This window comes from Verrucomicrobiia bacterium (genome assembly GCA_019634635.1).
Classification (GTDB): Bacteria; Verrucomicrobiota; Verrucomicrobiia; order Limisphaerales; family UBA9464; genus UBA9464.
Map to the genome: position 1 here is coordinate 169321 of JAHCBB010000010.1, position 22613 is coordinate 191933.

The 22613-nt window shown below is 66.4% G+C and carries 24 protein-coding genes, 1 tRNA gene and 1 other RNA gene; 13 read left to right on the forward strand and 13 right to left on the reverse strand.

The genetic code is table 11. The features are described 5' to 3' along the window. Nucleotides 1-406: 406 nt before the first annotated feature. From KF791_09405 to KF791_09415, 3 genes are all read right to left on the reverse strand, one after another. Complete coding sequence (locus tag KF791_09405; GenBank protein ID MBX3732800.1) at nucleotides 407-784, reverse strand: hypothetical protein; 378 nt, start codon at nucleotides 782-784, stop codon at nucleotides 407-409. Nucleotides 785-1045: 261 nt separating this feature from the next. Beyond that, nucleotides 1046-1534 (reverse strand): hypothetical protein, encoded by a 489-nt coding sequence (locus tag KF791_09410; GenBank protein MBX3732801.1) that lies wholly within the window; start codon nucleotides 1532-1534, stop codon nucleotides 1046-1048. 214 nt (nucleotides 1535-1748) lie between these two features. After that, nucleotides 1749-2714, reverse strand: a complete 966-nt coding sequence (locus KF791_09415) for a sugar phosphate isomerase/epimerase (protein ID MBX3732802.1) — start codon at nucleotides 2712-2714, stop codon at nucleotides 1749-1751. Nucleotides 2715-2948: 234 nt separating this feature from the next. Between KF791_09415 and KF791_09420 the strand changes: the two genes are divergently transcribed. After that, entirely contained in the window at nucleotides 2949-4766 is a 1818-nt protein-coding gene (locus tag KF791_09420; GenBank protein MBX3732803.1) for a hypothetical protein, read from the forward strand. Nucleotides 4767-4873: 107 nt separating this feature from the next. On the opposite strand, the gene KF791_09425 is transcribed toward KF791_09420, so the two are convergent. From KF791_09425 to KF791_09450, 6 genes are all read right to left on the reverse strand, one after another. Then, nucleotides 4874-6157, reverse strand: coding sequence for a hypothetical protein (locus KF791_09425; GenBank protein MBX3732804.1), 1284 nt, complete (start codon nucleotides 6155-6157; stop codon nucleotides 4874-4876). Further along, nucleotides 6154-7089 carry an SMP-30/gluconolactonase/LRE family protein gene (locus KF791_09430; protein ID MBX3732805.1) on the reverse strand — a complete coding sequence of 312 codons (936 nt, stop codon included), beginning with the start codon at nucleotides 7087-7089 and terminating at the stop codon, nucleotides 6154-6156. The genes KF791_09425 and KF791_09430 overlap by 4 nt, the downstream gene beginning before the upstream one ends. A gap of 74 nt (nucleotides 7090-7163) precedes the next feature. After that, nucleotides 7164-7877 carry a sigma-70 family RNA polymerase sigma factor gene (locus KF791_09435; protein ID MBX3732806.1) on the reverse strand — a complete coding sequence of 238 codons (714 nt, stop codon included), beginning with the start codon at nucleotides 7875-7877 and terminating at the stop codon, nucleotides 7164-7166. Then, nucleotides 7855-8340, reverse strand: coding sequence for a periplasmic heavy metal sensor (locus KF791_09440; GenBank protein ID MBX3732807.1), 486 nt, complete (start codon nucleotides 8338-8340; stop codon nucleotides 7855-7857). Before KF791_09440 ends, KF791_09435 begins: the two co-directional genes overlap by 23 nt. Continuing rightward, nucleotides 8337-8678, reverse strand: coding sequence for a hypothetical protein (locus KF791_09445; GenBank protein ID MBX3732808.1), 342 nt, complete (start codon nucleotides 8676-8678; stop codon nucleotides 8337-8339). The genes KF791_09440 and KF791_09445 overlap by 4 nt, the downstream gene beginning before the upstream one ends. A gap of 84 nt (nucleotides 8679-8762) precedes the next feature. Then, nucleotides 8763-9083, reverse strand: coding sequence for a hypothetical protein (locus KF791_09450; protein MBX3732809.1), 321 nt, complete (start codon nucleotides 9081-9083; stop codon nucleotides 8763-8765). A 162-nt stretch (nucleotides 9084-9245) separates the two neighbouring features. On the opposite strand from KF791_09450, the gene KF791_09455 reads away from it, so the two are divergent. After that, nucleotides 9246-10196, forward strand: a complete 951-nt coding sequence (locus tag KF791_09455; GenBank protein MBX3732810.1) for a Gfo/Idh/MocA family oxidoreductase — start codon at nucleotides 9246-9248, stop codon at nucleotides 10194-10196. Between the two features lie 15 nt (nucleotides 10197-10211). Here the strand turns inward: KF791_09455 and KF791_09460 are convergent, their stop codons facing one another. Together KF791_09460 and nth are read right to left on the reverse strand one after the other, a co-directional pair. Next, a complete protein-coding gene (locus tag KF791_09460; protein MBX3732811.1) occupies nucleotides 10212-11759 on the reverse strand; it encodes an altronate dehydratase in 1548 nt (515 codons plus the stop codon). Nucleotides 11760-11923: 164 nt separating this feature from the next. Then, a complete protein-coding gene (nth, locus tag KF791_09465) occupies nucleotides 11924-12586 on the reverse strand; it encodes an endonuclease III (protein MBX3732812.1) in 663 nt (220 codons plus the stop codon). A gap of 105 nt (nucleotides 12587-12691) precedes the next feature. Here nth and KF791_09470 point away from each other — a divergent pair, with 105 nt between their 5' ends. Genes KF791_09470 through KF791_09480 form a run of 3 tightly spaced genes read left to right on the forward strand, consistent with a single transcriptional unit; the run spans nucleotide 12692 to nucleotide 15056 of the window. Further along, complete coding sequence (locus KF791_09470; protein ID MBX3732813.1) at nucleotides 12692-13813, forward strand: PilT/PilU family type 4a pilus ATPase; 1122 nt, start codon at nucleotides 12692-12694, stop codon at nucleotides 13811-13813. 8 nt (nucleotides 13814-13821) lie between these two features. Then, complete coding sequence (locus tag KF791_09475) at nucleotides 13822-14481, forward strand: hypothetical protein (protein ID MBX3732814.1); 660 nt, start codon at nucleotides 13822-13824, stop codon at nucleotides 14479-14481. After that, nucleotides 14478-15056, forward strand: a complete 579-nt coding sequence (locus tag KF791_09480) for a hypothetical protein (GenBank protein MBX3732815.1) — start codon at nucleotides 14478-14480, stop codon at nucleotides 15054-15056. The genes KF791_09475 and KF791_09480 overlap by 4 nt, the downstream gene beginning before the upstream one ends. Before the next feature lie 40 nt (nucleotides 15057-15096). Here KF791_09480 and KF791_09485 read toward each other — a convergent pair whose 3' ends face one another. Continuing rightward, nucleotides 15097-15459: a DUF2237 domain-containing protein gene (locus tag KF791_09485; protein ID MBX3732816.1), complete on the reverse strand. Its 363-nt coding sequence runs from the start codon at nucleotides 15457-15459 to the stop codon at nucleotides 15097-15099. A gap of 109 nt (nucleotides 15460-15568) precedes the next feature. Continuing rightward, nucleotides 15569-16381 (reverse strand): phosphatidylinositol-specific phospholipase C/glycerophosphodiester phosphodiesterase family protein, encoded by an 813-nt coding sequence (locus KF791_09490; protein ID MBX3732817.1) that lies wholly within the window; start codon nucleotides 16379-16381, stop codon nucleotides 15569-15571. A 129-nt stretch (nucleotides 16382-16510) separates the two neighbouring features. Here KF791_09490 and KF791_09495 point away from each other — a divergent pair, with 129 nt between their 5' ends. From KF791_09495 to KF791_09530, 8 genes are all read left to right on the forward strand, one after another. Beyond that, nucleotides 16511-17065, forward strand: coding sequence for a rhodanese-like domain-containing protein (locus KF791_09495; protein ID MBX3732818.1), 555 nt, complete (start codon nucleotides 16511-16513; stop codon nucleotides 17063-17065). Next, nucleotides 17062-17868, forward strand: coding sequence for a sterol desaturase family protein (locus KF791_09500; protein MBX3732819.1), 807 nt, complete (start codon nucleotides 17062-17064; stop codon nucleotides 17866-17868). The genes KF791_09495 and KF791_09500 overlap by 4 nt, the downstream gene beginning before the upstream one ends. Before the next feature lie 77 nt (nucleotides 17869-17945). Beyond that, nucleotides 17946-18041: signal recognition particle sRNA small type (gene ffs, locus KF791_09505), an RNA gene on the forward strand. Between the two features lie 5 nt (nucleotides 18042-18046). Further along, a complete protein-coding gene (locus KF791_09510) occupies nucleotides 18047-18697 on the forward strand; it encodes an NAD(P)H-dependent oxidoreductase (protein ID MBX3732820.1) in 651 nt (216 codons plus the stop codon). 114 nt (nucleotides 18698-18811) lie between these two features. After that, entirely contained in the window at nucleotides 18812-19804 is a 993-nt protein-coding gene (locus tag KF791_09515; GenBank protein ID MBX3732821.1) for a zinc-binding dehydrogenase, read from the forward strand. A 118-nt stretch (nucleotides 19805-19922) separates the two neighbouring features. Then, a tRNA-Thr gene (locus KF791_09520) sits at nucleotides 19923-19997 on the forward strand. Between the two features lie 74 nt (nucleotides 19998-20071). Then, nucleotides 20072-21325 (forward strand): tyrosine-type recombinase/integrase, encoded by a 1254-nt coding sequence (locus KF791_09525; protein MBX3732822.1) that lies wholly within the window; start codon nucleotides 20072-20074, stop codon nucleotides 21323-21325. Continuing rightward, nucleotides 21322-21954, forward strand: coding sequence for a hypothetical protein (locus tag KF791_09530; GenBank protein MBX3732823.1), 633 nt, complete (start codon nucleotides 21322-21324; stop codon nucleotides 21952-21954). The genes KF791_09525 and KF791_09530 overlap by 4 nt, the downstream gene beginning before the upstream one ends. Nucleotides 21955-22613: the final 659 nt, after the last annotated feature.

Here is a 22613-nt window from a genome sequence, read left to right on the forward strand (position 1 = left end):
GAAGCCGCTCTTGACTTGGCATAGGGCACATTGGATAGGCGTGTCTGGTGCCATCTGTCTTGTAGGGTTGATCCTTCGAGAGGTTTTTGTTAATGTTGTCAGTGATGTCGTTTCCGCGCCGCTTATTGAGCGAGTTCAGAGCGAGTCGGATTCCCATACATCTGGGCCGCGACTCGACGGCGTTCAGCAAGTAGAAAGAGAGCTCCCTAACAAAGGAGGACCGCTGGGAGTGCTGATTGAGAGCAATTCTAGTTCGGTTTTTCGAAATGTTACCTCGGATTCCGGAATAACCGTCAAAGGCAACGAAAACTCACAGTTTGAAAACCTTCGGCAGCGCGCAAATAATTGAAGGAGACTTGGTGGCGAACACTCTAATTTTGACGTTTCGTCCCCGAAGACCGGGTTGTTATTGAATCCATTGCGCATCGTACACGTCAACGCGCCCCTGCCTGCCGAAGGGTGAGGGCCGGATCTCGAAGGTGATCGGAGCGTCCGGCGTCGCCCACCCGGGTCCCGCATGGATTTCGAGGAGGCCGTTGCTGTCCTCGGCGCTGGACTCCTCGACGCGGTAGGTGACCACAATCCCGCTGTCCGCGCTGGTCCAGCGGGCGTCCTCCAGGCTGACATCAAACTCCAGGGCAGGCCGGTTGTTCACGAGGAGGGTGAATCGTCCCGGTGGCTGGGAGGAAAATCCGGTGGCTGCGGGCAACCGCCAGGGGCCGGGACCGGCGGGAACCTGCCAGCGGACGCGGGAGTTGCCATCGGTGGCCCGGCAGTAGTGCATCGGCAGCGATCCGAGCCAGCCCGGGTAGGTGAGGGGTGCGGCATCCGAATCGAGGGTTGCCGGGACCCCACCCGTTCGCGGAATCGCTCCCGTGCCGCCGCCAGCTGGCCCGCCGTGGCCTCGCCAAAGTTCCGGGGCGCCTGCCGGATCCACGCGATGAGGTCGGTGAGTTGTCCGGGTTCGAGCCCATCCTCCAGAGCTTCCGGCATGAGCGAGCGGTTCGATGGGGACATCCGGGCCACGTCGGCGCGGGCGATCGCCTCACGGGCCCCCCCCGGGCTGCACCATGGTGAGGTGGGTCGAGGTTTCGTCCCGGACCACTCCGGTGAAGGACCGTCCATCCTGCGTCTCCACGGTCCAGGCGGCGTAGCGCTGTTCGATGGCGGCGTTCGGATCCAGGAGGGCCACTCGGAAGTCCGTTCCTGATTTGGACCGGAAGGCGGCGATATCCGGACCGACCTCGTGTCCGACGCCTCGCAGGAGGTGGAATGAAGCGCACAAACGTTCGAACAGCGCGGCTCCCGCGTGGGGATCGCCGGCCCGGTGGGCCTCCGGACCGAAGCGATCGAGCACCCGGGAGCGGTTGGAATCGGCCGAAGGCAGCCGTCGGGTCGCCCGGGCTGCCCGCGCGACATCCGGGGATCGCCGCAGCAGCTCACGCTGCGCGGGGGAAAGCTCTGCCCCCTGGACACGTCCGTCCTCCACGGCGGACAACTGGACGTCGCCCCAGGCCTCGCGCGTCAGGAGCACTCCGATCAGCTCCGCATGGCGGCCCGAGTAGTAGTCGGATCAAGCCTTGAGAACTCGGTTGATTTTTTGCTGCACGATCATTCGGTGGGTCAGGTCACGCTCGACCCCGTTTGTGAATGCGAGGACGTCGGCAAGGGCGACGGGTCCGTGGCAACCAGATTTGTCACCGGCCGCAGTGGAGCGTTCTGAGGATTGGGATGGGGACGGCGCGCGGTCAGCAGATCGCGAAGGCCTCCCGGAGCATCCGAATGCTTTCCGGCACGGCCGCCTCGGGGTCGGCCTTGCCCTCCATTTCGAGGGAGACCCAGCCCTTGTATCCGGCGTCGCGAAGAATTCGGGCGATGCGCGGATAATCGAGATCGAGCGTGTACCATTCGCCGCCTCCGGGATAGGTCTTGGCCTGGATGAACACCGCCTTCGAGGCAAGGGCGGCCAGCTTGTCGTACGGATCCTCCAGGAAATTCCCGGTATCCAGCAGCAGGCCAAACCACGGGGATGTCACCTCCCGGGCGATCCGCAGGAGGCCCTCGGGTGTCCGGGTGAGCCCCCAGTGATTCTCCACGGCGAGCATCACCCCCGCGCGGGCGGCGTCCGGCAGGCACTGCTCCAGGCACTCCACACACCACGCGAAGCCGTCGTCCTCCGTATAGCCCGGCAGCACCGGTTCCACTCCCCGCGCCTTCATCAGGTCGTCGAAACTGGCGATGGTGTTCCAGCGTCCGGAATTGATGCGGAGCACCGGGACGCCCAGCGCGGCCGCGATCTCGATGCATTTGCGGGTGTGCTCGACCTGCTGTCGGCGCACCGCCGGATCCGGGTCCACAAAATCCTGGTGGATGCTGAGGCAGCACAGGCTGACGCCGTTGCGGAACGCGTGGCGCTTGAGGGAGGCGAGGTACGCCCGGTGGGCCGCAGTGAGCGGCTCTTTTTCCGGCAGGTCCATTTGCCGGTGGAGGATGTCCACACCGGCGAGGCCGAGACGGTTGGCCCGGTCAATGACGGTTTCCACAGACACCTTCGGCCCGCGGAAATGCCAGTAGGAATAGGTGGCAACGGCCAGTTGGATGCCGGGGGCGGGCGTGGGGAGAGCGGTTTCGGCGGCCCGCGCTCCGGCGGACATCAGGGCGGCACCGGTCGCCGTGGCCGCCGTTTGCAGGAAGTGACGTCGGGCAGTGTTCATCAGCGGACGATGGCCCGGAATGCCGTGCCGGGAAAGCCGGGAAAGACCGGACCCGGATGCGGGGGCATTCGGTGAGCGCAGGAAAAGATGGCGGGCGCCGTCTGCGAACTTGACCCGGCCATTGGGCAGCGGTAAGCCGTAGCCAGTCCCCGAGTAATTCCACGGATGAGTTCCGCCTCTGCCTGGCGGGACCCGGTCCATGGATGACTGCATCGCAATCCATTCCAAAATCCCATGAACTTCAAACTCTCGCGACTTCTCCCCGGCACGCTGGTCGCCGCGTTCTCCGTGCAGGCGGCCGTGACCGTCCAGGACCCCGGCAATGTGATCGGGACGGGCGACTCGGCATGGTCCTATCTGATCCTGGAGGCGGAGGATTACGACACCAAGTTGAACGAATCCGAGGAGTTCGGCTTCATCCGGGTGGATCACACCGGGACGAGGACCAGCGCGCTCGGCAACCCGGTCCTGGGCGCGGACACCACCGCATCGAAGCAGGGCGCGCTGTTCACGCAGACGACCTTTGCGGAGCATGCGGACAAGGTGACGTACAACGTGCAGTTCAGCCGCGCGGGCACGTACTACCTCTACATGCGCTTCACGATGTTTGAGAACGGGGGGAATGAGACGCATTACCTGAATGAGGACTCGTTCTTCGTACCGCCGGATTTCGGTCTGGACCCGCAGACCGACTGGCCGTTGAGCAACCGGGGCGGCTACACCGAGGGGTGCTGCAATCTGGCGGGCTATCTCTTTTTCCCCGATGAGAACGGGGACCGGGTCTCGAAGGCCGACGGGGGCGAGGAGGGACAGGCGTTCTGGGAGGGGAACTTCCACTGGAATGAACTGCTCTCCAGCCAGTTCCTGAATGCCGAGGAGCAGGGGGAGCCGGTGTACCGGTTCCGATACGAGGTGACGGAGGACCGGGTGGGCCAGCCGCTGAGCTTCACGATCTCCTACCGCGAGGGGGGCACGACGATTGACCTGTTCCTGTTCGCCACCAGCCCGTCGCTGATGACCGATTACACCCAGGCCCAGCTCGACGAACTGCTCCTGGGCCAGTCCTCCAACATCACCGTCCAGGATCCCGGCAACGTGGTGGGCAGCGGCGAGTCGGCATGGTCTTATCTGATCCTGGAGGCGGAGGATTACGACACCAAGTTGAACGAATCCGAGGAGTTCGGGTTCATCCGGGTGGATCACACCGGGACGAGGACCAGTGCGCTGGGCAACCCGGTCCTGGGCGCGGACAGCACCGCATCGAAGCAGGGCGCGCTGTTCACGCAGACGACCTTTGCGGAGCATGCGGACAAGGTGACGTACAACGTGCAGTTCAGCATCCCGGGCACGTATTACCTCTACATGCGCTTCACGATGTTCGAGAACGGGGGGAACGAGACGCATTACCTGAACGAGGACTCGTTCTTCGTACCTCCGGATTTCGGCCTGGACCCGCAGACCGACTGGCCGCTGAGCAACCGGGGCGGCTACACCGAGGGGTGCTGCAATCTGGCGGGCTATCTCTTCTTCCCCGATGAGAACGGGGACCGGACCTCGAAGGCCGACGGGGGCGAGGAGGGACAGGCGTTCTGGGAGGGGAACTTCCACTGGAACGAACTGCTCTCCAGCCAGTTCCTGAATGCCGAAGAGCAGGGGGAGCCGGTGTACCGGTTCCGATACGAGGTGACGGAGGACCGGGTGGGCCAGCCGCTGACCTTCACAATCTCCTACCGCGAGGGGGGGACGACGATTGACCTGTTCCTGTTCGCCACCAGCCCGTCGCTGATGACCGACTACACCCAGGCCCAACTGGATGAGATCCTGCTCGGCACCGCCACCGCGGTTCCGTCACTGGACATCCGTCTCAACGGATCCGACGTGGTGATCTCCTGGCCGGCCGCGCTGTCGGACTTCGCCCTGCGGTCCACGGGCAGTCTCACCCCTCCGGGCTGGAACAACGTGAGCGCGCCCGTCGTGGTTGTGGGCGATCGCAACACGGTGACCGTCAGCGCCGGCGAGGCGGAGGCCTATTTCGAGCTCTTCAAGCCGTGACGCGACCCTCGGGTCGCTGACCGCATTTCGGCATTGCGTCATGGGGCCGGGGAACGGGGTTCCCCGGCCCTTTTCCATGCGTCATCGGACGGCAGCCCGGCCGGGTGTCAGGGCAGGACCGGCTGGACCCACGCGGACTCGGTCTCGCCCTCGCGGTAGGGATTGGCCATCCGGCGGGAGGACTCGACGACGGCCCGGACGTAGAGTTCGTCACCGGACAGCGAATAGGTGGCGACCGGACCCTCGACCACCGCGAGGGTCTCGCCGATGGACTCATCGTAGCGTTGGGTGGCACGCACGGGCTGGCCGGTTGCCGACACGACGGGGGATCGTGTCGGATCAAATCCCCGGCGGGTGCCCAGGAAGCGGGTCCGGTAGGTGACCCCCGGCTCGGCGGCGATTTCGATGCGCAGCGTGTCGCCCGACCGGGTCACCTCCTGGAGCGTCACCCCGCTGCTGCCGTAGAACGCGCCGGCCTCCAGCGCGGCGATGAGGGCGTCGGGGGTGAGCGCCGCGCTCCGCACCATCACCCAGCCGCGTCCCGGATTGCTCTGGCCGACCGCATGGGTGTGATAATTGTGGGAGTCGTCTGTCGCGAGCCCGTACATCACGGGCAGCCCGAGGCGTCCCAGCCGCCACGCGAGCACAATGTCCCACATCCGCTCCGTACTGGCATGGTCGGCATCACCCTCGTTCCGCACGTAGGGATGCCCGTTGTACACTTCGAAGAACCGCTCGCCCTCCACCTGCATCAGGTCCTCGGCGGTGATGCCCCATCCGAAGTTGGGATGGTTGATGTGTGGAAACATCGTCTGCCCGGTGCGCTGACGTTGCTCCAGGACCGCCCGGACGCTCCGTTGCATCACGTCGAGAACGTTGCTGCCGCCGGGTGGCGCAATCGGTTCCCGGAGGTTGGTGGCATTGACGTGGACCGGAAAGGCGAGGTGACCGCCGGTGATCTCCTCGGCGGGAATCAGGAGGAAGCGCCCGGGTTCCTCGAGGCGGCCCCGGAACTCGGCCAGCGTCTTCAAGCGCACCTGATGGGTGCCGTCCACCTCGCGGTGTTCCAGCCAATCCGGTCCGAACCGGGCCCGGTTGGTGGCGAGTGCCGCCTGCGCCGCCGCCGTGTCCGCGCGGACGATCCAATGCTCCCCTTCCAGCATCACGTTGTGGTCCGAAATGGCCAGGAAGTGGTACCCGTGATCCTTGTACCACGCGGCGATGGATTCCGGATAGTCGTCGCCATCGCTCCACAGCGAATGGGTGTGCAGGTTGCCCTTCCACCAGCGGGGCTTTGTGTCCGATGTGTCCCCCGCGGATGCGTCGTCCAGGCCGCACGCCGGTCCCGCAAGGATCAGGAGCGCCGTGCAACACGCCGGGATGCGCCTCATCGGACTCCTTTCACCCGCGTCTTGATGCCGTAAACGGCGGGTCCCGCGGTGATGAAGAGCAGGTCGCGATCGGCGCCTCCAAAGGTGACGTTGGCGGTCCAGCCCTCGGGGACATCCACCTGTTCGATCTTGCGGCCCTCCGCGTTGAACACCGAGACCCCGCGACCGGTGAGGTACACATTCCCCTCGACGTCCAGGGTCATGCCGTCCGATCCCAACTCGCAGAACAGGCGCTTGTCCATCAGTTGCCCGTCCGGACCGATCGCATACGCGTAGGTGCGTCCCGCCCCGATGTCCGCGACGTAGAGCGTCCGGCCATCCGGCGTGCCGATGATGCCGTTCGGCTGCTTGAGGTCGGTGGCCACGGGTTGGGGCGTGCCGCCGGGCTTCAACAGATACACGTACTGTCCGGCCTGCTGCGGGGCCGGGTCGCGTTTCCAGTAGGGACGCCGGTAGAGCGGGTCAGTGAAATACACCTGGCCGTCCGGATGAATCCAGAGGTCGTTGGGGCCGTTGAGCAGTTTGCCGTCGTGGTCGCGCACCAGAACGCCGATCTGCCGGTCGGGGGAAATGGACCACAGCTCGTTCCTGTCGTCTGCGCACGCCAGCAGGTTGCCTGCCCGGTCAAAGGCCATGCCGTTGGCACGGCCTGCCGGTCGCAGCCAGTCCGTGAAGGTGCCGGTCGCGGCGTCCCAGCGGACGATCCGGTCGTTGGGCTGGTCGGTGAAGTAGACGTTGCCGTGCGCGTCCGCGGCGGGGCCCTCGGTGAACAGGTAGCCGTCACCGAGTTTTTTCAGGGTCGCGCCCGGGGCCACAACGCCGTCGTCGGCTGCCAGGCCCAGGCCCAGGACCAGGCCCGACGCCAGCAGGCAACCCGCAATCAGAACGGAAGGGACCTGAGGGAACTTGAATGGGAATTGGTTTGCGGCCATGGCGTCCATCCTGTCCCGGCGGAGCCCCCGCCGGCAACCGCGGTTTGGATGGAATGCCTTGGGGGGACGCGCGGTCAGGACACCGTGACGATGCCGCCGGTGGCCGCGTCCTCTGCTCCGGTGGCCAGCCCGGGGAGACCGGGCCTTCGACCGGGACCTTCCCGGGCGTGGGCGCCGCGTGGTCCGTGGGGCGCCCAGCGGCAAAGCCGGTCGCGAAGGATCCGCCGGGCATGATACAATCGGGATTCCACGGTGCGGGGCGGCACCCGGACGATCTCGGCGGTCTCCTTCACGGTCTTGCCGTGATAATCCACGAGCAGCACCGCTTCGCGCATTTCCGGGCTCAACCCCTCGATGGCCCTGCGGACCGCCTCGCCGATCTCCGCGGTGGCGGCGGCATCGGAAGGCGTCCGCGCCGGCCCCGGCAGGACCTCCTCGGGCGGCCGGTTGTCCCGCGTGGTCAGCGAATCCAATGGCGTCTCGGGATGCCGCTGGCGCCACCGGAGATGGTTGCGCCCGAGGTTGCCCGCGATGGTGAACACCCAGGCGCAGAAATTGGCATCCGAGCGGAAGGTCTCCCGAGCCCGGAACACGCGGACGAACGTTTCCTGAGCCAGGTCGCGGGCCTGCGCCTCGTCGCCGAGCAGTCGCACGAGGTAGTTGTAGATGGAAGCCCCGTGGCGCTCCATCAGTTCACCCATGGCGGTGTCGTCGCCCTCCGCAAGCCGGCGCATGGCCCTCCGGTCCAGATCCGGGAACAGGTCGTTACGGAACTCGTGCGCTGGCATGATTGGAGGCAAGATAGGAGGCGTCGGGATTCAGGCCAAGAATGTGCCGCTCCACCTCCCGCACGTAGCGATCCTGGAGCGCCGGATCCAGGAGGGGGCGGATGGTTCGGACGTGATGGAGAACCGCGACCTGCATTTCGGCGCGGAGTCCATCAAGATGACGGATGGCGTCCGCAAGCGCCGGCCCGCCATCCCTGGAGGGGTCGTGTGCGAGCGCATGCACCTCGCGCTCGGCACTCCGGATCTGGGACACCAGTTCGCGCGTCGCCTCGCGATGACGCCGGTGCAGGTCGCGGGCCTTTTCGAGCCCCTCGCCCTGCAATCCGAAATCGTCGGTCAGCCAGGCGAGTTCGTCCGTGGACACGCGGGATGCCCCCCAACGGTCCGTCGCCTGAAAGGAGACCACCAGGGTGGCGATCACCAGGACGAGGAAGGCAGAAAACTGTAGGCCGGGGCGGTTCACGGCACGCGGTAGTGGTGGTGGGTGGGATCAAGGGATGCCAGGTAGCGTACTTCCTCCTGGGCCAGCCGGTGGCGGAACCCCTCGCGCCATCCGGTGAGGCCACCGATGACCAGCGCCGTTCCGAGAACTGCGGCCGCGGGGACGGGACGCCACAGCCAGTTGAGGCACCGGAGGAGCCATCCCTCCCCGGCCTCACGCGATTCGAGGCCAATGCGGTAGGTCACGCGCCCCTCGAAGCCCGGGGGCAGGGGGAGGTCGGGCCAGCGGGACCTCAGCAGTTCCGGCAGCCAGTCGTCCCCGGGACCCGGGTTGGCGGACGCATCGGGCGATGGATTCATCGGGGGGCGTTTCAGTTCTGCAGTTCTGGAAAAGGCGAAGACGGGGCCGGCGTCGGCCGGCCCCGTTGAAGCGGGACACGGTGGCTATTTGCGGACCACCTGCGGCCCCTCGGAGGCGCCCCGATCCATCATCCCGGGGAACACCACGCGGGCCTTCGGCGAGCCGAGCACCACACCGCGATGGAGCCGGTCCTGCTCCACCCCCTGCATCCGCGGCGTCACCGCCGCGATCGCCTTGGGAGAAGCCGTCTCGACTCCGCGGCCCAGCGAATCCCCGGTCACCCCGGCCATGGTCCGGGGCTGCAGGGACCGGGCCTTCGGGGACAGGGCATCGCTGGCCTGCACGCCGGAGAACAGGGTTGAGGTGACGAAGGCCAAGAGGCCCAGTTTCAGGACGGGTTTCATATCAGGGTTCTGGTTCTGTGGGGCTTCAGTGCCCCTACACCTCCAACTACCCCGCGGGTGCGGAAATCACTCATGGGAATCCGCCGAATCCGGGGGGCGTCCGGGTGCCGGACGCCATTGGGGGCTTGCCATGGATGCTCCGGACAGGTGGGAATCAACGACATGAAGCAGATTCTGGGGAAGTGGGTGTGTCTCGTGGCGTCCGGCGGTTGCCTGATGTCGGCGGAGTTGCGACTCGGAATGGTCGGGCTCGACACCTCCCATGTGACCGCGTTCACCGAGATCCTGAACGACCCGGCCGCCAGGGGGCATGTGTCCGGGGCGAAGGTCGTTGCCGGATTCAAGGGCGGCAGCCCGGACATTGAATCCAGCTGGAGCCGTGTGGACGGCTACACGCAGACGCTTCAGGACCGCTACGGGGTCACGATCTACGACTCGATCCCGGAGCTGTGCCGCCACGTGGATGCGGTGCTCATCGAGAGCGTGGATGGACGTCCGCATCTCGAGCAGGCGCGTGCGGTCATTGCCGCGCGCAAGCCGTTGTATGTGGACAAGCCCATGGCCGGCACGCTGGCCGACGTGAAGGAGATCTTCCGGCTTGCCGCCGAGGCCGGTGTGCCGGTGTTCAGCGCCTCGTCGCTCCGCTTCGCGACCAACACCCTGGCCGCACGGGCCGGGGCGATCGGCACCGTGACCAACGCCGTCGCTTCGAGCCCGGCCCACCTTGAGAAAACGCACCCGGACCTCTTCTGGTACGGGATCCACGGCGTGGAGGCCCTGTATACCGTCATGGGGACCGGATGCGAGCGGGTGCGCCGCGGCACGAATGCCTCCGGAGGAATCGAGGTGGTGGGGACGTGGAAGGGGGGGCGCACCGGGACCTTCACCGAGGGCCAGGGCTATTCCGGCATGGCCCACGGCACCGGCGGCAGTCTCCCGGTGGGCTCCTATGACGGCTATGCACCGCTGGTTGCTGCCATCGTGAAATTCTTCCAGACCGGCATCGCGCCGGTGGCGCCTGACGAGACCCTTGAGATTTTCACCTTCATGGAGGCCGCAGACGAGAGCAGGCGGCGCGGCGGCGCCGAGGTCCGGCTGGACGAAGTGCGCTAACCGGGGATCGGGGGGTCACAGCGTGGGACCCAGAATCCAGGGGGCGAATTCCTCGTCGCCGATGCCCTGGAGTTCGCTCTTCGTGCGCTCTCCGCCGGCGACCGAAAGGATCTTCTCGAAGATCCGCCGTCCAACCTCCTCGACCGTCTCGGTGCCATCCAGAATCGTCCCTGCATTCAGGTCCATGTCTTCGTGCATCCAGTCGTACAGGGTGGTGTTGGTCGCGACCTTGATGCACGGCATCGGCTTGCAGCCATACACGCTGCCCCGTCCGGTGGTGAACACCCCGACCGTACAGCCACCGCAAACCAGTCCGGTCATGCTCACGGGATCAAATCCGGGGGTGTCCATGAAGGCGAGGCCCGGACCCGGAACCGGCTCCGCGTACCGATGGACGGCCGTCAGGGGTGCCTGCCCACCCTTGGCAAGTGCCCCAAGGCTCTTCTCGTAGATGGTGGTCAGGCCTCCGGCCTTGTTGCCAACGCTTGGGTTGTTGTCAATCGAGGCACCGTGCATCCGGGCATGTTCCTCCCACCAGCGGATCCGCTCCATCAACTGTTCCGCGATCTCCGGGCGGAGGGCGCGTCGGGTGAGCAGGTGCTCCGCCCCGTAGATCTCCGGGGTTTCGGCCAGCACGCTGGTGCCGCCATGCCGGATCAGGGCGTCACTGGCCACGCCGAGCGCCGGGTTGGCGGTGATGCCGCTGGCGCCATCGGAACCGCCACAGTTCAGGGCCAGCACCAGTGTCGAGACGGGCAAGGGTTCGCGGCGCATGGCATTTGCGGCGGGCAGGAGGCGCGCGACGGCCTCGACGCCCGACTCGATCGTTCGCGCCATGCCACCTTTGGCCTGGATGGTCATCACGGCGGACGGCACCGCCCCGGGGGCGTCGGGTTCGAGTCGGAATTCCCGGACGAGCCGCTCGACCTGGTTCACCTCGCAGCCCAGTCCGATGAGCACGAAGGCGGCGATGTTGGGATGACGTGCAATGCCGGCCAGCACCCGTTGAAGCTGGCGCGTGGGTTCATCCTCGGGCATGGCACAGCCGCTTTTGTGGGTGAACGCCACCACGCCGTCCACGCCCGGGAACTCCCGGGCAAACTCCGGCCCGCTGAAGCGTCCAGCCACATAGCGCGACACCGACGCCGAGCAGTTCACACTGGAGAGGACCGCGACATAGTTCCGCGTGCCGGCGCGCCCTCCGGGGCGCGCATAGCCGGGGAAGGTACGTCCCGATCCCGGCGGGAGGGCCTCCAGCGGGCGGGCGTCGGTCGCGGTGGCGGCGCTCCTGGGGAAATCGCGGGCCTCCAGATTGTGCAGGTGGACGTGATCCCCGGGTCGCAGGTCGCATCGCGCAAAGCCGATGATCTGGCCGTATTTGCGCACGGCTTCTCCCTCGCGGACGGCGCGGACGCACAGTTTGTGGCCGCGGCCAACGGCTTCCGGGAGTTGGATCAACGAGCCGTCCAACAGGATATCGGTGCCCGCGGCCAGCGGTTGCCGGGCGACCGCGACGTCATCGTCGGGATGCAGGCGCAGGGCCACATTCGAAAGCGGTGTCACTGCGAAGGGTATACTCCGCCGCCGCGCTGGCGGGAATCCCGGGCGTCATCGAACAGCGCCCGCGAGGGGACGATGGCCCGGGCGTGTTGCCGTCCCGGATCAGGTCCGGACCCGCGACGGGTCGGGTCGCCATGCGGTCCGGGCCGTGGCGAAGTTCCCGGAGCTCAACTCCCGGACATACGCCCCATGGACGGGCAGAGGGCCCGGAGTTCGCATGCGCCACAATCCGGGCGTCTCGCGAAACAGCGGCGGCGTCCGTGCCAGATTAACTGGTGGCTGAAGTCCGTCCATTCCTCCCGGGGCACCAGCGGGATCAGCTCCTGTTCAATGTGCTCCGGTCGTTTTCCGGTCGCGAGACGGAGGCGTCCGGCCAGGCGCGCCACATGGGTGTCCACCACGATGCCGGATGCGATGCCAAAGGCGTTTCCGAGCACCACATTCGCGGTCTTGCGCCCGACCCCCGCGAGTGCCGTGAGGGCTTCCAGGGTCGTCGGGACCTCTCCGTCGTGATGGCGGACGAGCGCCCGGCAGGCCTCGCGGAGGTTCCTCGCCTTGTTGCGAAACAGCCCGAGGGTCCGGATCTCCGCCGCGATGTCCTCCACCGGGGCCGTGGCGTAGGCTTCCGCGTTGGGAAACCTCCGGAACAGCCCCGGCGTCACCCGGTTGACCTGACGGTCGGCGCACTGGGCGGAGAGGATCGTGGCCACGAGCAGCTCGAGGGGCGTTCGAAAGACCAGTTCGCAATGGGCGTCGGGATAGGTGGCGCGAAGCACCCCCCGGATGCGATCCGCCCGCTCGCGGCGCTGAATTCGAGTTTCACGCGGCACCGCGGGGCGATACCTTGAAAAGGGTCCGCCGCCAAGGCCTCCGGGCGGCCCATTCTGGGCTTGCAAATGTTACGTCCGTAAACAATTCTCAGTCCGCTCGCAACCATGGAACAGGTTCTCCCAGGCACACGGTTGTCGCGTCTGCTGAGCTGGTGCGAGGCCAGGCGCGCCTCGGACCTGCATATGCGGACCGGGCTGCCGCACCGGATCCGGGTGGACGGCCGGCTGGAGACGGTTCGGGTCGAGGACTTCGCGCCGTTGGATTCCCTGGCGCTGAATTCGTGGCTGCTGGACTGCTTCTCCGGGGAACTGGTGACCCGGGTGCTCCGTGAGCGGGAATTCGACGCGAGTTTCTACCACGGCGAGGTCCGCTACCGGGCCAACTTCAGCAAACAGCGCGGCAGCCAGTCGTGTTCCTTCCGCCTGGTGCCCCAGCACCGGATGAAGCTGGAGGATTTGCAGCTGCCCGACTCCCTGCTGGACCTGCTGGACGACCCGCGCGGCCTCGTGCTGGTCACCGGGCCGACGGGCCAGGGGAAGAGCACCACCCTGCGCGCCCTGCTGCAGCAGATGAACGAGCACTCGGCCCGGCGCATCGTGACCGTGGAGGATCCCATCGAGTACGTGTTCACCGATGAGAGTTCGCATTTCGAGCAGCGCGAGGTGGGCATTGACACGGCGACCTTCGCCGACGGCATTCGGAACGCGATGCGGCAGGATCCAAACGTGATCTTCGTTGGTGAGATTCGCGACCGCGACAGCATCTGGGCCGCGATGCAGGCGGCGGAAACGGGTCACCTGGTGATGACCACGCTGCATGCCGATTCGGTGGCCCAGGCCATCGGGCGGATCCGGGAATTCTACCCCGCGGATGAGAAGGACAACATCAGCTCGCTGCTGTCGCGCAACCTGAACGCGATCATCTGTCAGCGCCTGATTCCAAACGTGGAGGGCACCCGGACGCCCTGCCTGGAGCTGCTCCGTCGCGACGCCGGGGTCCAGGAGGCGATCCGGGAGAACGAACTCCATGTGCTGACCGGCATCATCGAATCGGCCAACCATGTGGGCATGCACTCCTTTGACCAGTACCTCCAGGAACTGCTGGCGGCGGGCATCGTGTCCGAGGAGGTGGCCCGCACCTACGCCATCAACCGCCAGCGGCTGGATCTGGCCCTCCGCGGCATCGTGATGTCCCAGCCGATCCTGGAGCCCGACCCCAACCGCTGAATCCCGCCGTGCTTGTCCTCCTGCGCATCGTCCTGACCACCACGTTTGTGCTCGTGCTCCACCGGGCATCGGAGGAGTCGTCGGCCAATCTCAACAACGACGTCACCAACGCCGGCTGGTTTGCCCTGGCCGTCGTGGCCGGCTTTGCGGCGTCCCTCACCTGGGCCCCGTTGCTCGGCGAGATGGTGGCGGGTCCGGTCACCGGCCTCATGAAGGACGGATCGCCGTCCACCGCAAATTCGTGGCTGATCTCGTGGGCACGCCATGCCGGGGCCCGTGGATGGCGGCGGACGGCGCTGGTGCTCGCGTTCGCGGACGGTGTGCTGCGTCCCCATCTGCCGGCGGCCTTTGTTCTCGGGATGAACAACGCCCGCCCGTGTTCCCGTCTGGAGCGGCTCTTCGCCCGGGAAGTGTGGAAATTCAACCACATTGGCAACTGCATCCGCGCGCACGACATCCTTGCCCTGCGCCACGACTGCCGGCCGTCGGTGCATCCGGTGCCCGAGGTGAACCTTGCCCTGCTGGCCCACCTCAGGGAGCCGCCACCGGACGCGTTGCCCGTCACCCTGCAACCCGCCCCGCCCCCGCCTCCGTTGCAGCGGCGACGGTCCATCCGGCTCTTCGGAAGCGCCGACCGGGCGGCGGCGGACGTCGCCCCTCCGCCATGAGTCTTTTCCTCGCCCTCAACCGCCTCCTGCGGGCGCTGGTGGTTGGCTTGATGCTGCTCGGGGTCTGGATGCTCTGGGAGCGCCGAGAACGGGCGCGCCCGTGGCTGGATCTGTACGTGCTCTGGGAGGCCTGCGGCTACAAGGCGCCCCCGCCGGTGGACACCACGCCTGTGCTGGTGGTCAAAGTGCTGGCTGAAAATGTGATCCAGGCCCGCGACACCAACAAGGTGGTGTGGAACGTGGGTCTCGAGGGACTTCGGGGTGCGGTGACCGACGGGGACACCCCCCGCCTGCGCAAGTTTGCCTATGCCACACAGACCAACCTGACCGGCCGCCTGGTGGGGCGCACGGTGGATCTGGCGATCACACAGACCTTGCCGGACCGCGTCGCCCGCGGGTTCGTGTATGAAGGGACCAATGCCTCCAGTCTCGCGCTGGAACTGGTGGCGTCCGGAAGGCTGCGCTGGGTGGAGGATTCGACGCGGATGCTGCCGTTGCGGGAGCAGGTGGCCCTTCGGGGTGCCGACCGGCGCGCGCGGGACGAAGGGCTCGGGCTGTGGGCGGGTTCGGAGTGACCAGGGACGGGATCGGGGGGGGCGGGGGGGAATGATGGCCTCAGCGCGGGATGGCGTTGGCCTTCAGTTCCTCGAGGGTCACAAATTCCAGGGCGGATTCGTGAGTGGCTTCAAGGATCACCGGCGGGGCGCAGCCCGCGGCGAGGCTTTGCTGCCATCGCGCGACGCACAGACACCACCGATCACCGGGCTGTAATCCCGGGAACTGGAGTTCGGGCACTGGAGTGCTCAGGTCATTTCCCTGGGAGCGTGTGAACTCCAGGAACGCCGCCGTCATGCGGGCGCAGACGGTGTGGAGGCCATGGTCCCCGCGGCCCGTCCGGCAGTAGCCGTCCCGGTAAAATCCTGTCATCGGCGACTGACAGCAGGGCGCCAGCGGCCCTCCCAGCACGTTGGTCGGCATGGAGTCATCGTAGTCTCGATTCGGGGAATCGCGACCGGGGTTTGACGATCGCACCGTGCGCGCCCCCTCCCGACGATTGGATTTGGCGCCTGAAGGGGAGACGGCCGGGTTATTCCCCGCGCACGGGCCTCGGGTTCAACAGGAAGGCCCGCAGGTCCGCAAGCCGGTCGGTGTTGATCAGATCCACGCCGGCGGCATGCAGTTCGCGCCAGGCGAACGGCTGGTCCTGAACTCCCCAGAACCGGATCCGCCGCCCTTGGGCGTGCGCCTGGTCCACCAGTTGGCGCAGACGGCGCCGGTCGGCCTGCGTCAGGACCTCATCCCGGAACCAGGGGAAGGTCGGTCGCCAGCTGTCGCTCAAGAGTGGATACAGAAACACCGACGGATTCCGTTCCAGATCCGGAAGCCGCCCGTCGAGGGCCACCCACCGGACCGGCGACGCCGTCACGGCCTCAACCGGACGGTTCCCTGAAAGGATCACGGTCACCGCCCCCGGAGTCCGCTGGTCGTCCGTGAAGCGGGTCAGCATCGGGCGGTACGGTTCCAGCGTCCGATCGAGCATGGCGTAGGTCTCCGCGGCATCCCCCTTGATGTCCACGAGCAGCGTGAATTCTGTGACGGCGTCGAACACAAACCCGCCGTTCGTTTGCACCCGTTCCCGAAGTGGCGCCAGATACAGGGATTCCAGCGTCCGGTCCGGGCGCGCGTCCTTCAAGTCATGGGCAACGAGCAGTGCGCCGTCCACGAGGTGGACATCCGCCTCCACGCTGGCGAAGCCCTGGTCCAGGGCGTCAAGCAGGGGACGGGCATGCTCATAGTCGTTGTGGGCATGCGCCCGCGGGAGCGGCGTCACCGCGGGGGCGGCGGTGCCCGGCAGGCAGGCGAGGAGCACGAGAAGGACGGGCATCCAGCAACGGCGCATGCCGGCATCTGAGCCTCCCGCGGGGCTCCTGACAACCCTGCGGCCCGGTCGGATCGGGTCTCCCACGGGCTGTCCCGCGGGCGAGACGCAGGGGACTGACAACGGGCTGCGCTCGGGTACGGTCTCCTCATGACGCTGCGCCGGGCGATGGGTGTGTTTGTGAAGGGCAGCCTCGGGCTGCTGAGCATCTGGCTGTCGCCGCCGGGTCAGGCGGCTGTGGAGGGACTGGAGAGGATGAAGGCGTTGGTCCACGAACGGTTTCCGGAGGTGCCCCATCTGACCCCGACGGAACTGGCGGCCTGGCTTGCCGATGCCGGTCGCCAACCCCCCGTGCTGTTCGATGTCCGGACCCGCACCGAATTCGACGTCAGCCACCTGCCGGGTGCGCAGCATCTGGATCCGAAGGCCCCGGTGGAGCGGTGGATTTCGGCGCTGCCGCCCGGCCGGCCGGTGGTGCTGTATTGCGCGGTGGGCTATCGCTCGGCGGATTGCGCTGCGCGGCTGATCCGCGCCGGAGTGACCCACGTGATCAACCTGGAGGGTTCCCTGTTTCAGTGGGCGAATGAGGGACGCCCCCTGGAGGCGGGGGGGCGCCCGGCGTGCCGGGTGCATCCCTACAGCAATCGCTTCGGGAAGTTGTTGCGGCCGGAATTGCGCGCCCCGGCGACGGCGCGATCGTCATGAGCGGCGGCGACTCCATCGAGACGGTGCTGCGCTGGCGCGGGGCGGCGAGCTTTGGGTGGCTGGTGGTGCTGCTGGCGTGGGAAAGCATTCGTCCGGCAAGGCACTGGGCGGCTGGCTGGCGCGATCGCGGCCGTCATGCGGTGGTGAACGTGGCGCTGGCGCTCGGCAATGTGCTGATGGTCGCGCTGCTGTTTGCCTGGATCTGGCGCTGGGTGGCGATGGAATCGGCCGCCCGGGGGTTGGGCCTCCTCCACCAGGCCGCCCTGCCGAGTTGGGCCCACGCGCTTGCCGCAATCCTGCTGCTCGACGCCTGGACCTACGCGTGGCACCGGATCTGTCATCGGGTGCCGTTCCTGTGGCGGTTCCACCGGGTGCATCATTCCGATGCCCGCATGGACGTCACGACGGGCAACCGCTTCCACGCCGTCGAGATCGCCCTGTCGGCGGTGCTGCGGATCCCGCTGATCCCCCTGTTGGGAATCCGCTTTGGCGATCTGGTGCTGTACGAGACGCTGCTGCAGTTCGTGGTGCAGTGGCAGCACGCCAACTTGGTCCTGCCGCGGCGCTGGGAGCGTGTTTTGCGATGGTTCGTGGTCACGCCGGGGATGCACCAGGTGCATCATTCCCGGGCGCCGTCGGAGACCGACTCCAACTACGCTTCGATTCTGCCGGTCTGGGACCGGCTGTGCCGCACCCTGCAGCTTCGCGAGCATCCGGAGCGGGTGGACCTGGGGCTGGACGGCGAGGATGTCCCGGGGCGTCAGACCATCCGTGGGCTGATGCGGCGTCCGTTCCGGCCGTGACGTTGGTGGCGACTCCGCGCCGGGAGAAAACTGCAGTCCCGTCTTGCCCGGTGGGCGTACCCCGCCCAGATTGCGCGTGCCAGGGCCCATGGAACGCGGATGGGCGAACCCCGCCAGGGCCGGAAGGCAGCAACGGTAGCCTGCTCCCGTCTGCCGTGGTCACCCTGGCCTGCTCTCCATGACGCCGATTGCCCCCGAGGTATTGCTCGACGCCCTGAGCTGGCGGTACGCCACGAAGCGATTTGATCCCTCCCGCCGGATTCCCGACGCGACCTGGGGAGTTCTCGAGCAGTCGCTGGTGTTGAGTCCCAGTTCCTTCGGACTCCAGCCCTGGAAGTTTCTTGTGATCTCCGATCCGGAACGTCGCCGGGCGCTGGTTCCGCTTTCGTGGGGTCAATCCCAGCCCGCCGAATGTTCCCACTTTGTGGTCTTCACGGTCCGGCGCGGACTGGATGCGGCGCATGTGGACCGCTTTCTCCTGCGGACCGCCGCGGTGCGCGGCACCACCCGGGAGTCGCTGGCGGGGTACCGGAACGTCATGATGGGCAGTCTGGACAAGGCACGTGCTGCGGGGACGCTGGACGGTTGGCAGACGCACCAGGTGTACATTGCGCTTGGGCAGTTCATGGCGGCGGCCGCCCTGCTCGGCGTGGACACCTGTCCGATGGAAGGACTCGAGCCGGCCGGCTATGACAGGGCCCTCGGGTTGGAGGGCACCGGGTTTGCCACGGTGGTGGCATGTGCCGCCGGGTACCGCGCCGAAGGGGACAAGTACGCGTCGCTGCCGAAGGTGCGCTTCGAGGCGGACGATGTGGTGTGCCGCCTGTAGCGTAGCGGATCGGTTCTGATGCCCGTTCGGGGGGAGTGCCGGCGAAAATCCGTTCGGTCGAGGCATCCGGAACTTGCGCCCGGGGGCGGCGGTCCATCTCATTGTGCCGCTCACATGAAAGCCGTCTGCCTCACCGGGATCAACACGCTCACGCTGGACGACGCACCGAGGCCGGCTCCCAAGGCGGGCGAGGTGGTGGTGCGCCTCCAGGCGGCGGCGCTGAACCACCGGGATGTGTGGATCAAGCGCGGAGAATATGCCGGGGTGAAGTTCCCGGTCATCCCCGGGTCCGACGGCGCGGGCATCGTCAGCGACCTGGGCGAGGGAGTGGACCCGGCCTGGATCGAGCAGGAGGTCATCATCAACCCGGCAATGGACTGGGGGCACCACGAGCGGGCGCAGGAGCCGCGGTTCACGATTCTGGGCCTGCCCAACAGCGGCACGTTCGCTGAGTTTGTCAGCGTGCCGGTGGCCCAGCTGGCGCCCAAGCCGCCCCACTTGGACTGGGACGAGGCCGCCGCCCTGCCGCTGGCCGGCCTTACCGCATTTCGGGCCCTCTTTTCGAGGGCGCATCTTGAAGCCCATGAAAAGATCCTGATCACCGGCATCGGAGCCGGCACCGCGCTGTTCGGGTTGCAGTTCGCGGTGGCGGCCGGTGCGGTTCCGTTCGTGACCTCCAGTGCTCATGAGAAGCTGGAGAAGGCCCGGCAGATGGGTGCGCGACATGGTGCGCTCTATTCCCTGCCGTCGTGGGCACGGGAATTTGGGGAGCACTACGGCCCGTTCGACGTGATCCTGGACAGTGCCGGCGGTTCGGGTTTCTCCGACTTGGTGGACCTGTGTGCGCCGGGAGGTCGGATCGTGTTTTTCGGGGCCACGCGGGGGCATCCGCATGAGTTCCCGACCCGCAAGGTGTTCTGGAAGCAGCTCAGCCTGCTCGGAACCACCATGGGCAGCCCGGCGGACTTCGCGGCCATGACCCGGTTTGTCACCCGGCATGCCATTCACCCGGTCATCAGCGTCCGCTTCAAACTGGCAGAGTTTGCCGCAGCGTTCGACCTGATGGAACGAGGCGCCCAGTTCGGCAAGATCGTGCTCCGGGTGTGACCTTGTGGCGGGCGTCCCGCAGGGCTTCGGGCCTGGCGACGGATCCGGCCTTGCCGTGGAGTTCGCTTCGGACTACACCGGCCCGCGCCGGCCTTCATCGCACGTGCGCCGGTCTCGGGCCAGCTTAGCTCAGCGGTAGAGCAACGGTTTTGTAAACCGTGGGTCGTCGGTTCAATCCCGACAGCTGGCTCCATCAGCATCAACAGGTTACGAGGTTTCGAGGCCGCTGTGGTTGACTTTGGTTAACAATTGCGCAACAGTCCGCGCATGGAAGCACGGACCCGCACGGACCCGAAACCCGATGGACCTATCGTCGTTCGACTGGGCCGGACCACCGTGCGGATCTATCCGCGGGCCGCTGATCGGGGCCGTTCTGCGGGATTTCTGCTGGCCGACTATTCGGCTGGAAAGCGCCGCCTGCGGTGGTTCACAGACCTGAAGGAGGCGAAGTCCGAAGCGGTTCGGATTGCCGCGTTGATGAATGCTGGGGACGCCGAGGGCGCGTCCATGACCGGAGAAGACCGCAGGCAACTGACGCGCGCAACTCAACTTGTTGCGCCGTTTGACTTGGACGCCCCGACCGCCTGCGCACTGTTTGCCGACGCCGCAAAGCTGGTTGGGCCGCATGCCGTCGTCGCCGCCGCCGAAGCCTACGCCCGGCTTCATCCGGCCACCCGAGAGCGGATCCCAATCGCCAAGTGCATCGAGGCGTTTCAAGCGTCAAAGGAAGCGAAGGGGCGGTCGCGCCGGCACCTTTCGACGCTCCGATCCATCCTTGGGCGCTTCCTGCGAGACCACCAGGGAAAGGCCACCAGCGATTTCACCACCGCCGATCTTCAAGCATGGCTGGATGGCTTGCGACGGAAGGACGGCAAGCCGGTTTCAGCGCAGACCCGAAAATCCCACGCCACCGTGGTCGGCTCCGTATTCGAGCACGCACGGCGCCGTGGCGTGATTGCCCAGAACCCATGTCGCGACCTTGAACGGGAAAGCAGCGATTCAGAGGGAGACGTGGAATTCTGGACCCCGGACGAAGCTGCCGCACTGCTGGCTGCTGCGGATCCCATTCTGGTACCCGGACTGGCCATTCCCCTGTTTGCCGGTGTCCGCAGCGCCGAAGTCTGCCGGCTGACCTGGCGGGCCGTGGATTTCGACCAGGGGCACGTAGAGATTGGTGCCAAGGGCTCCAAGACCCGTTCGCGGCGGTTGGCGCCGCTGATGGACAACCTGCGCGCCTGGCTGCGCCCGTTGCGTGGCGAGCCCGACGCGAAAATCTTTCCCCAGCATCCCGACACGTTTTGCGATCTGGTGACTCAGGCAGCGAAAAGGGCAGGGGTCCGCCGTATTCGGAACGGAGCGAGGCACAGCTTCGTCTCATACCGGGTTGCCCAGACAGGCGACGTGGCTCGGACTGCCTTGGAGTGTGGCAACAGTCCCGGGGTCGTCTTCGCGCACTACAGAGGACTGGCCACGCGCGAGGATGCCGAGAGATATTTCGGAATTGTGCCGCAAATCCCATGAAGACGATGAAGAGCCCGAAGCCGAGGAAGCCTGGCAAGCGACGCGGAGGCCCGAATCCGACGGCCGTTCCACGGAAGCAACTGGGAGACTTGACGCTTGGCAAGATGCTGTCCGCCGCAATGGCTGGACGCGTTGACCCCGCCGTTCTGAAAATAGCGCGCCACATTGCCACCGTCCGCGAATTTGAAATCAAGGTGACGTCTCTTCCTGAGGATCAGCGAAGGAAGGTCCGGGTTGATGCCGGCCTGATGGATGCTTCGATCCCGAATCCAATACCCCAGCTGCTGGACGGCGTCGCCTACGCGGTGAAGGGGACCAACGACATGGATTTTGCGGTCCGGCTGTGCAATTTCGCGGTCCGCAATCTGATCGAGTTTCTGGCGCGAGCGGACGGCACGTCCATCGCGAAACTAGGTGAGCTTCTTATCTCCCGGCCGATCTGCCCGGATCCCTCGAACGGCGGTTGCCAGCATGTATCAAACGCCGACGAGCAAGCCGTCCGGGTCGCGTGGACGCGCATGGGGGCCACGGGCATCCAGCCGCTGGACAAGTCCGGCCGTCGTCTAGCCTCAAAGCTATTCGGCATGAAGAAGCGCCCGGGACGCCCAAGGAAAAATCGGGCGAGTTAACGTTTCACTGTTCCATTTTATTGGGCACCGGATGCGCCACCGTGGGGGCGTGCAAGATACATTACCGAGTGCCATCGTCCCGCAGGTTGCGTCGCTTACCAAACGCGAATTCGGCCGCCGCCATAGTAGCTGCGAGCGGACAGTTGATTACTGGATCGCCGCGGGCTGCCCGTGCCTTCGAATCGGTCGTCGCAAAGTCTTAATCCCACAGCCGGACGGCGACCATTGGCTGCGGGAACGCTTTTTGGTTTCCGGAAGGGTGAACGTCGCGCGCGCCGGGGAGATTCGGTGAAGTCGCGTCTCCAACCAAGGCCAGCATGGAACTCATTTCCCAAACCGCGAACCCACGGCGCCGATGAGACCCGAAACTCTTTTCGAGGCGGGTGACGTGATCTCCGCCGGCGCGCAGCGCATGACTGAGCGGCTTGCGCAGAGACCTGATCCAAACTCACCGATGCTCGCGGAGATTGCGAGGTACGACCGACTCGCGAGTGAACTCTACGCTGAGGCACACGCCCGCGAGCTTGTACTCCGCGAATCAGAACCACCACACAAGCACTCTGCGTCAGTTCCCGAAGCCGCACGCCGTCGGTGGGCGCTGCATTTGAAAGGACCCACGCGATGACACAACTTCATCAACCCATGACTCCCTCCGGGTT

Coding starts and splice junctions, on each gene's coding strand:
- KF791_09405 (MBX3732800.1), bottom strand. CDS start 784: ATGCACTACTGCCGGGCCACCGATGGCAACTCCCGCGTCCGCTGGCAG.
- KF791_09415 (MBX3732802.1), bottom strand. CDS start 2,714: ATGAACACTGCCCGACGTCACTTCCTGCAAACGGCGGCCACGGCGACC.
- KF791_09420 (MBX3732803.1), top strand. CDS start 2,949: ATGAACTTCAAACTCTCGCGACTTCTCCCCGGCACGCTGGTCGCCGCG.
- KF791_09425 (MBX3732804.1), bottom strand. CDS start 6,157: ATGAGGCGCATCCCGGCGTGTTGCACGGCGCTCCTGATCCTTGCGGGA.
- KF791_09430 (MBX3732805.1), bottom strand. CDS start 7,089: ATGGCCGCAAACCAATTCCCATTCAAGTTCCCTCAGGTCCCTTCCGTT.
- KF791_09435 (MBX3732806.1), bottom strand. CDS start 7,877: ATGCCAGCGCACGAGTTCCGTAACGACCTGTTCCCGGATCTGGACCGG.
- KF791_09445 (MBX3732808.1), bottom strand. CDS start 8,678: ATGAATCCATCGCCCGATGCGTCCGCCAACCCGGGTCCCGGGGACGAC.
- KF791_09450 (MBX3732809.1), bottom strand. CDS start 9,083: ATGAAACCCGTCCTGAAACTGGGCCTCTTGGCCTTCGTCACCTCAACC.
- KF791_09455 (MBX3732810.1), top strand. CDS start 9,246: ATGAAGCAGATTCTGGGGAAGTGGGTGTGTCTCGTGGCGTCCGGCGGT.
- KF791_09470 (MBX3732813.1), top strand. CDS start 12,692: ATGGAACAGGTTCTCCCAGGCACACGGTTGTCGCGTCTGCTGAGCTGG.
- KF791_09480 (MBX3732815.1), top strand. CDS start 14,478: ATGAGTCTTTTCCTCGCCCTCAACCGCCTCCTGCGGGCGCTGGTGGTT.
- KF791_09485 (MBX3732816.1), bottom strand. CDS start 15,459: ATGCCGACCAACGTGCTGGGAGGGCCGCTGGCGCCCTGCTGTCAGTCG.
- KF791_09490 (MBX3732817.1), bottom strand. CDS start 16,381: ATGCGCCGTTGCTGGATGCCCGTCCTTCTCGTGCTCCTCGCCTGCCTG.
- KF791_09495 (MBX3732818.1), top strand. CDS start 16,511: ATGACGCTGCGCCGGGCGATGGGTGTGTTTGTGAAGGGCAGCCTCGGG.
- KF791_09500 (MBX3732819.1), top strand. CDS start 17,062: ATGAGCGGCGGCGACTCCATCGAGACGGTGCTGCGCTGGCGCGGGGCG.
- KF791_09510 (MBX3732820.1), top strand. CDS start 18,047: ATGACGCCGATTGCCCCCGAGGTATTGCTCGACGCCCTGAGCTGGCGG.
- KF791_09515 (MBX3732821.1), top strand. CDS start 18,812: ATGAAAGCCGTCTGCCTCACCGGGATCAACACGCTCACGCTGGACGAC.
- KF791_09525 (MBX3732822.1), top strand. CDS start 20,072: ATGGAAGCACGGACCCGCACGGACCCGAAACCCGATGGACCTATCGTC.
- KF791_09530 (MBX3732823.1), top strand. CDS start 21,322: ATGAAGACGATGAAGAGCCCGAAGCCGAGGAAGCCTGGCAAGCGACGC.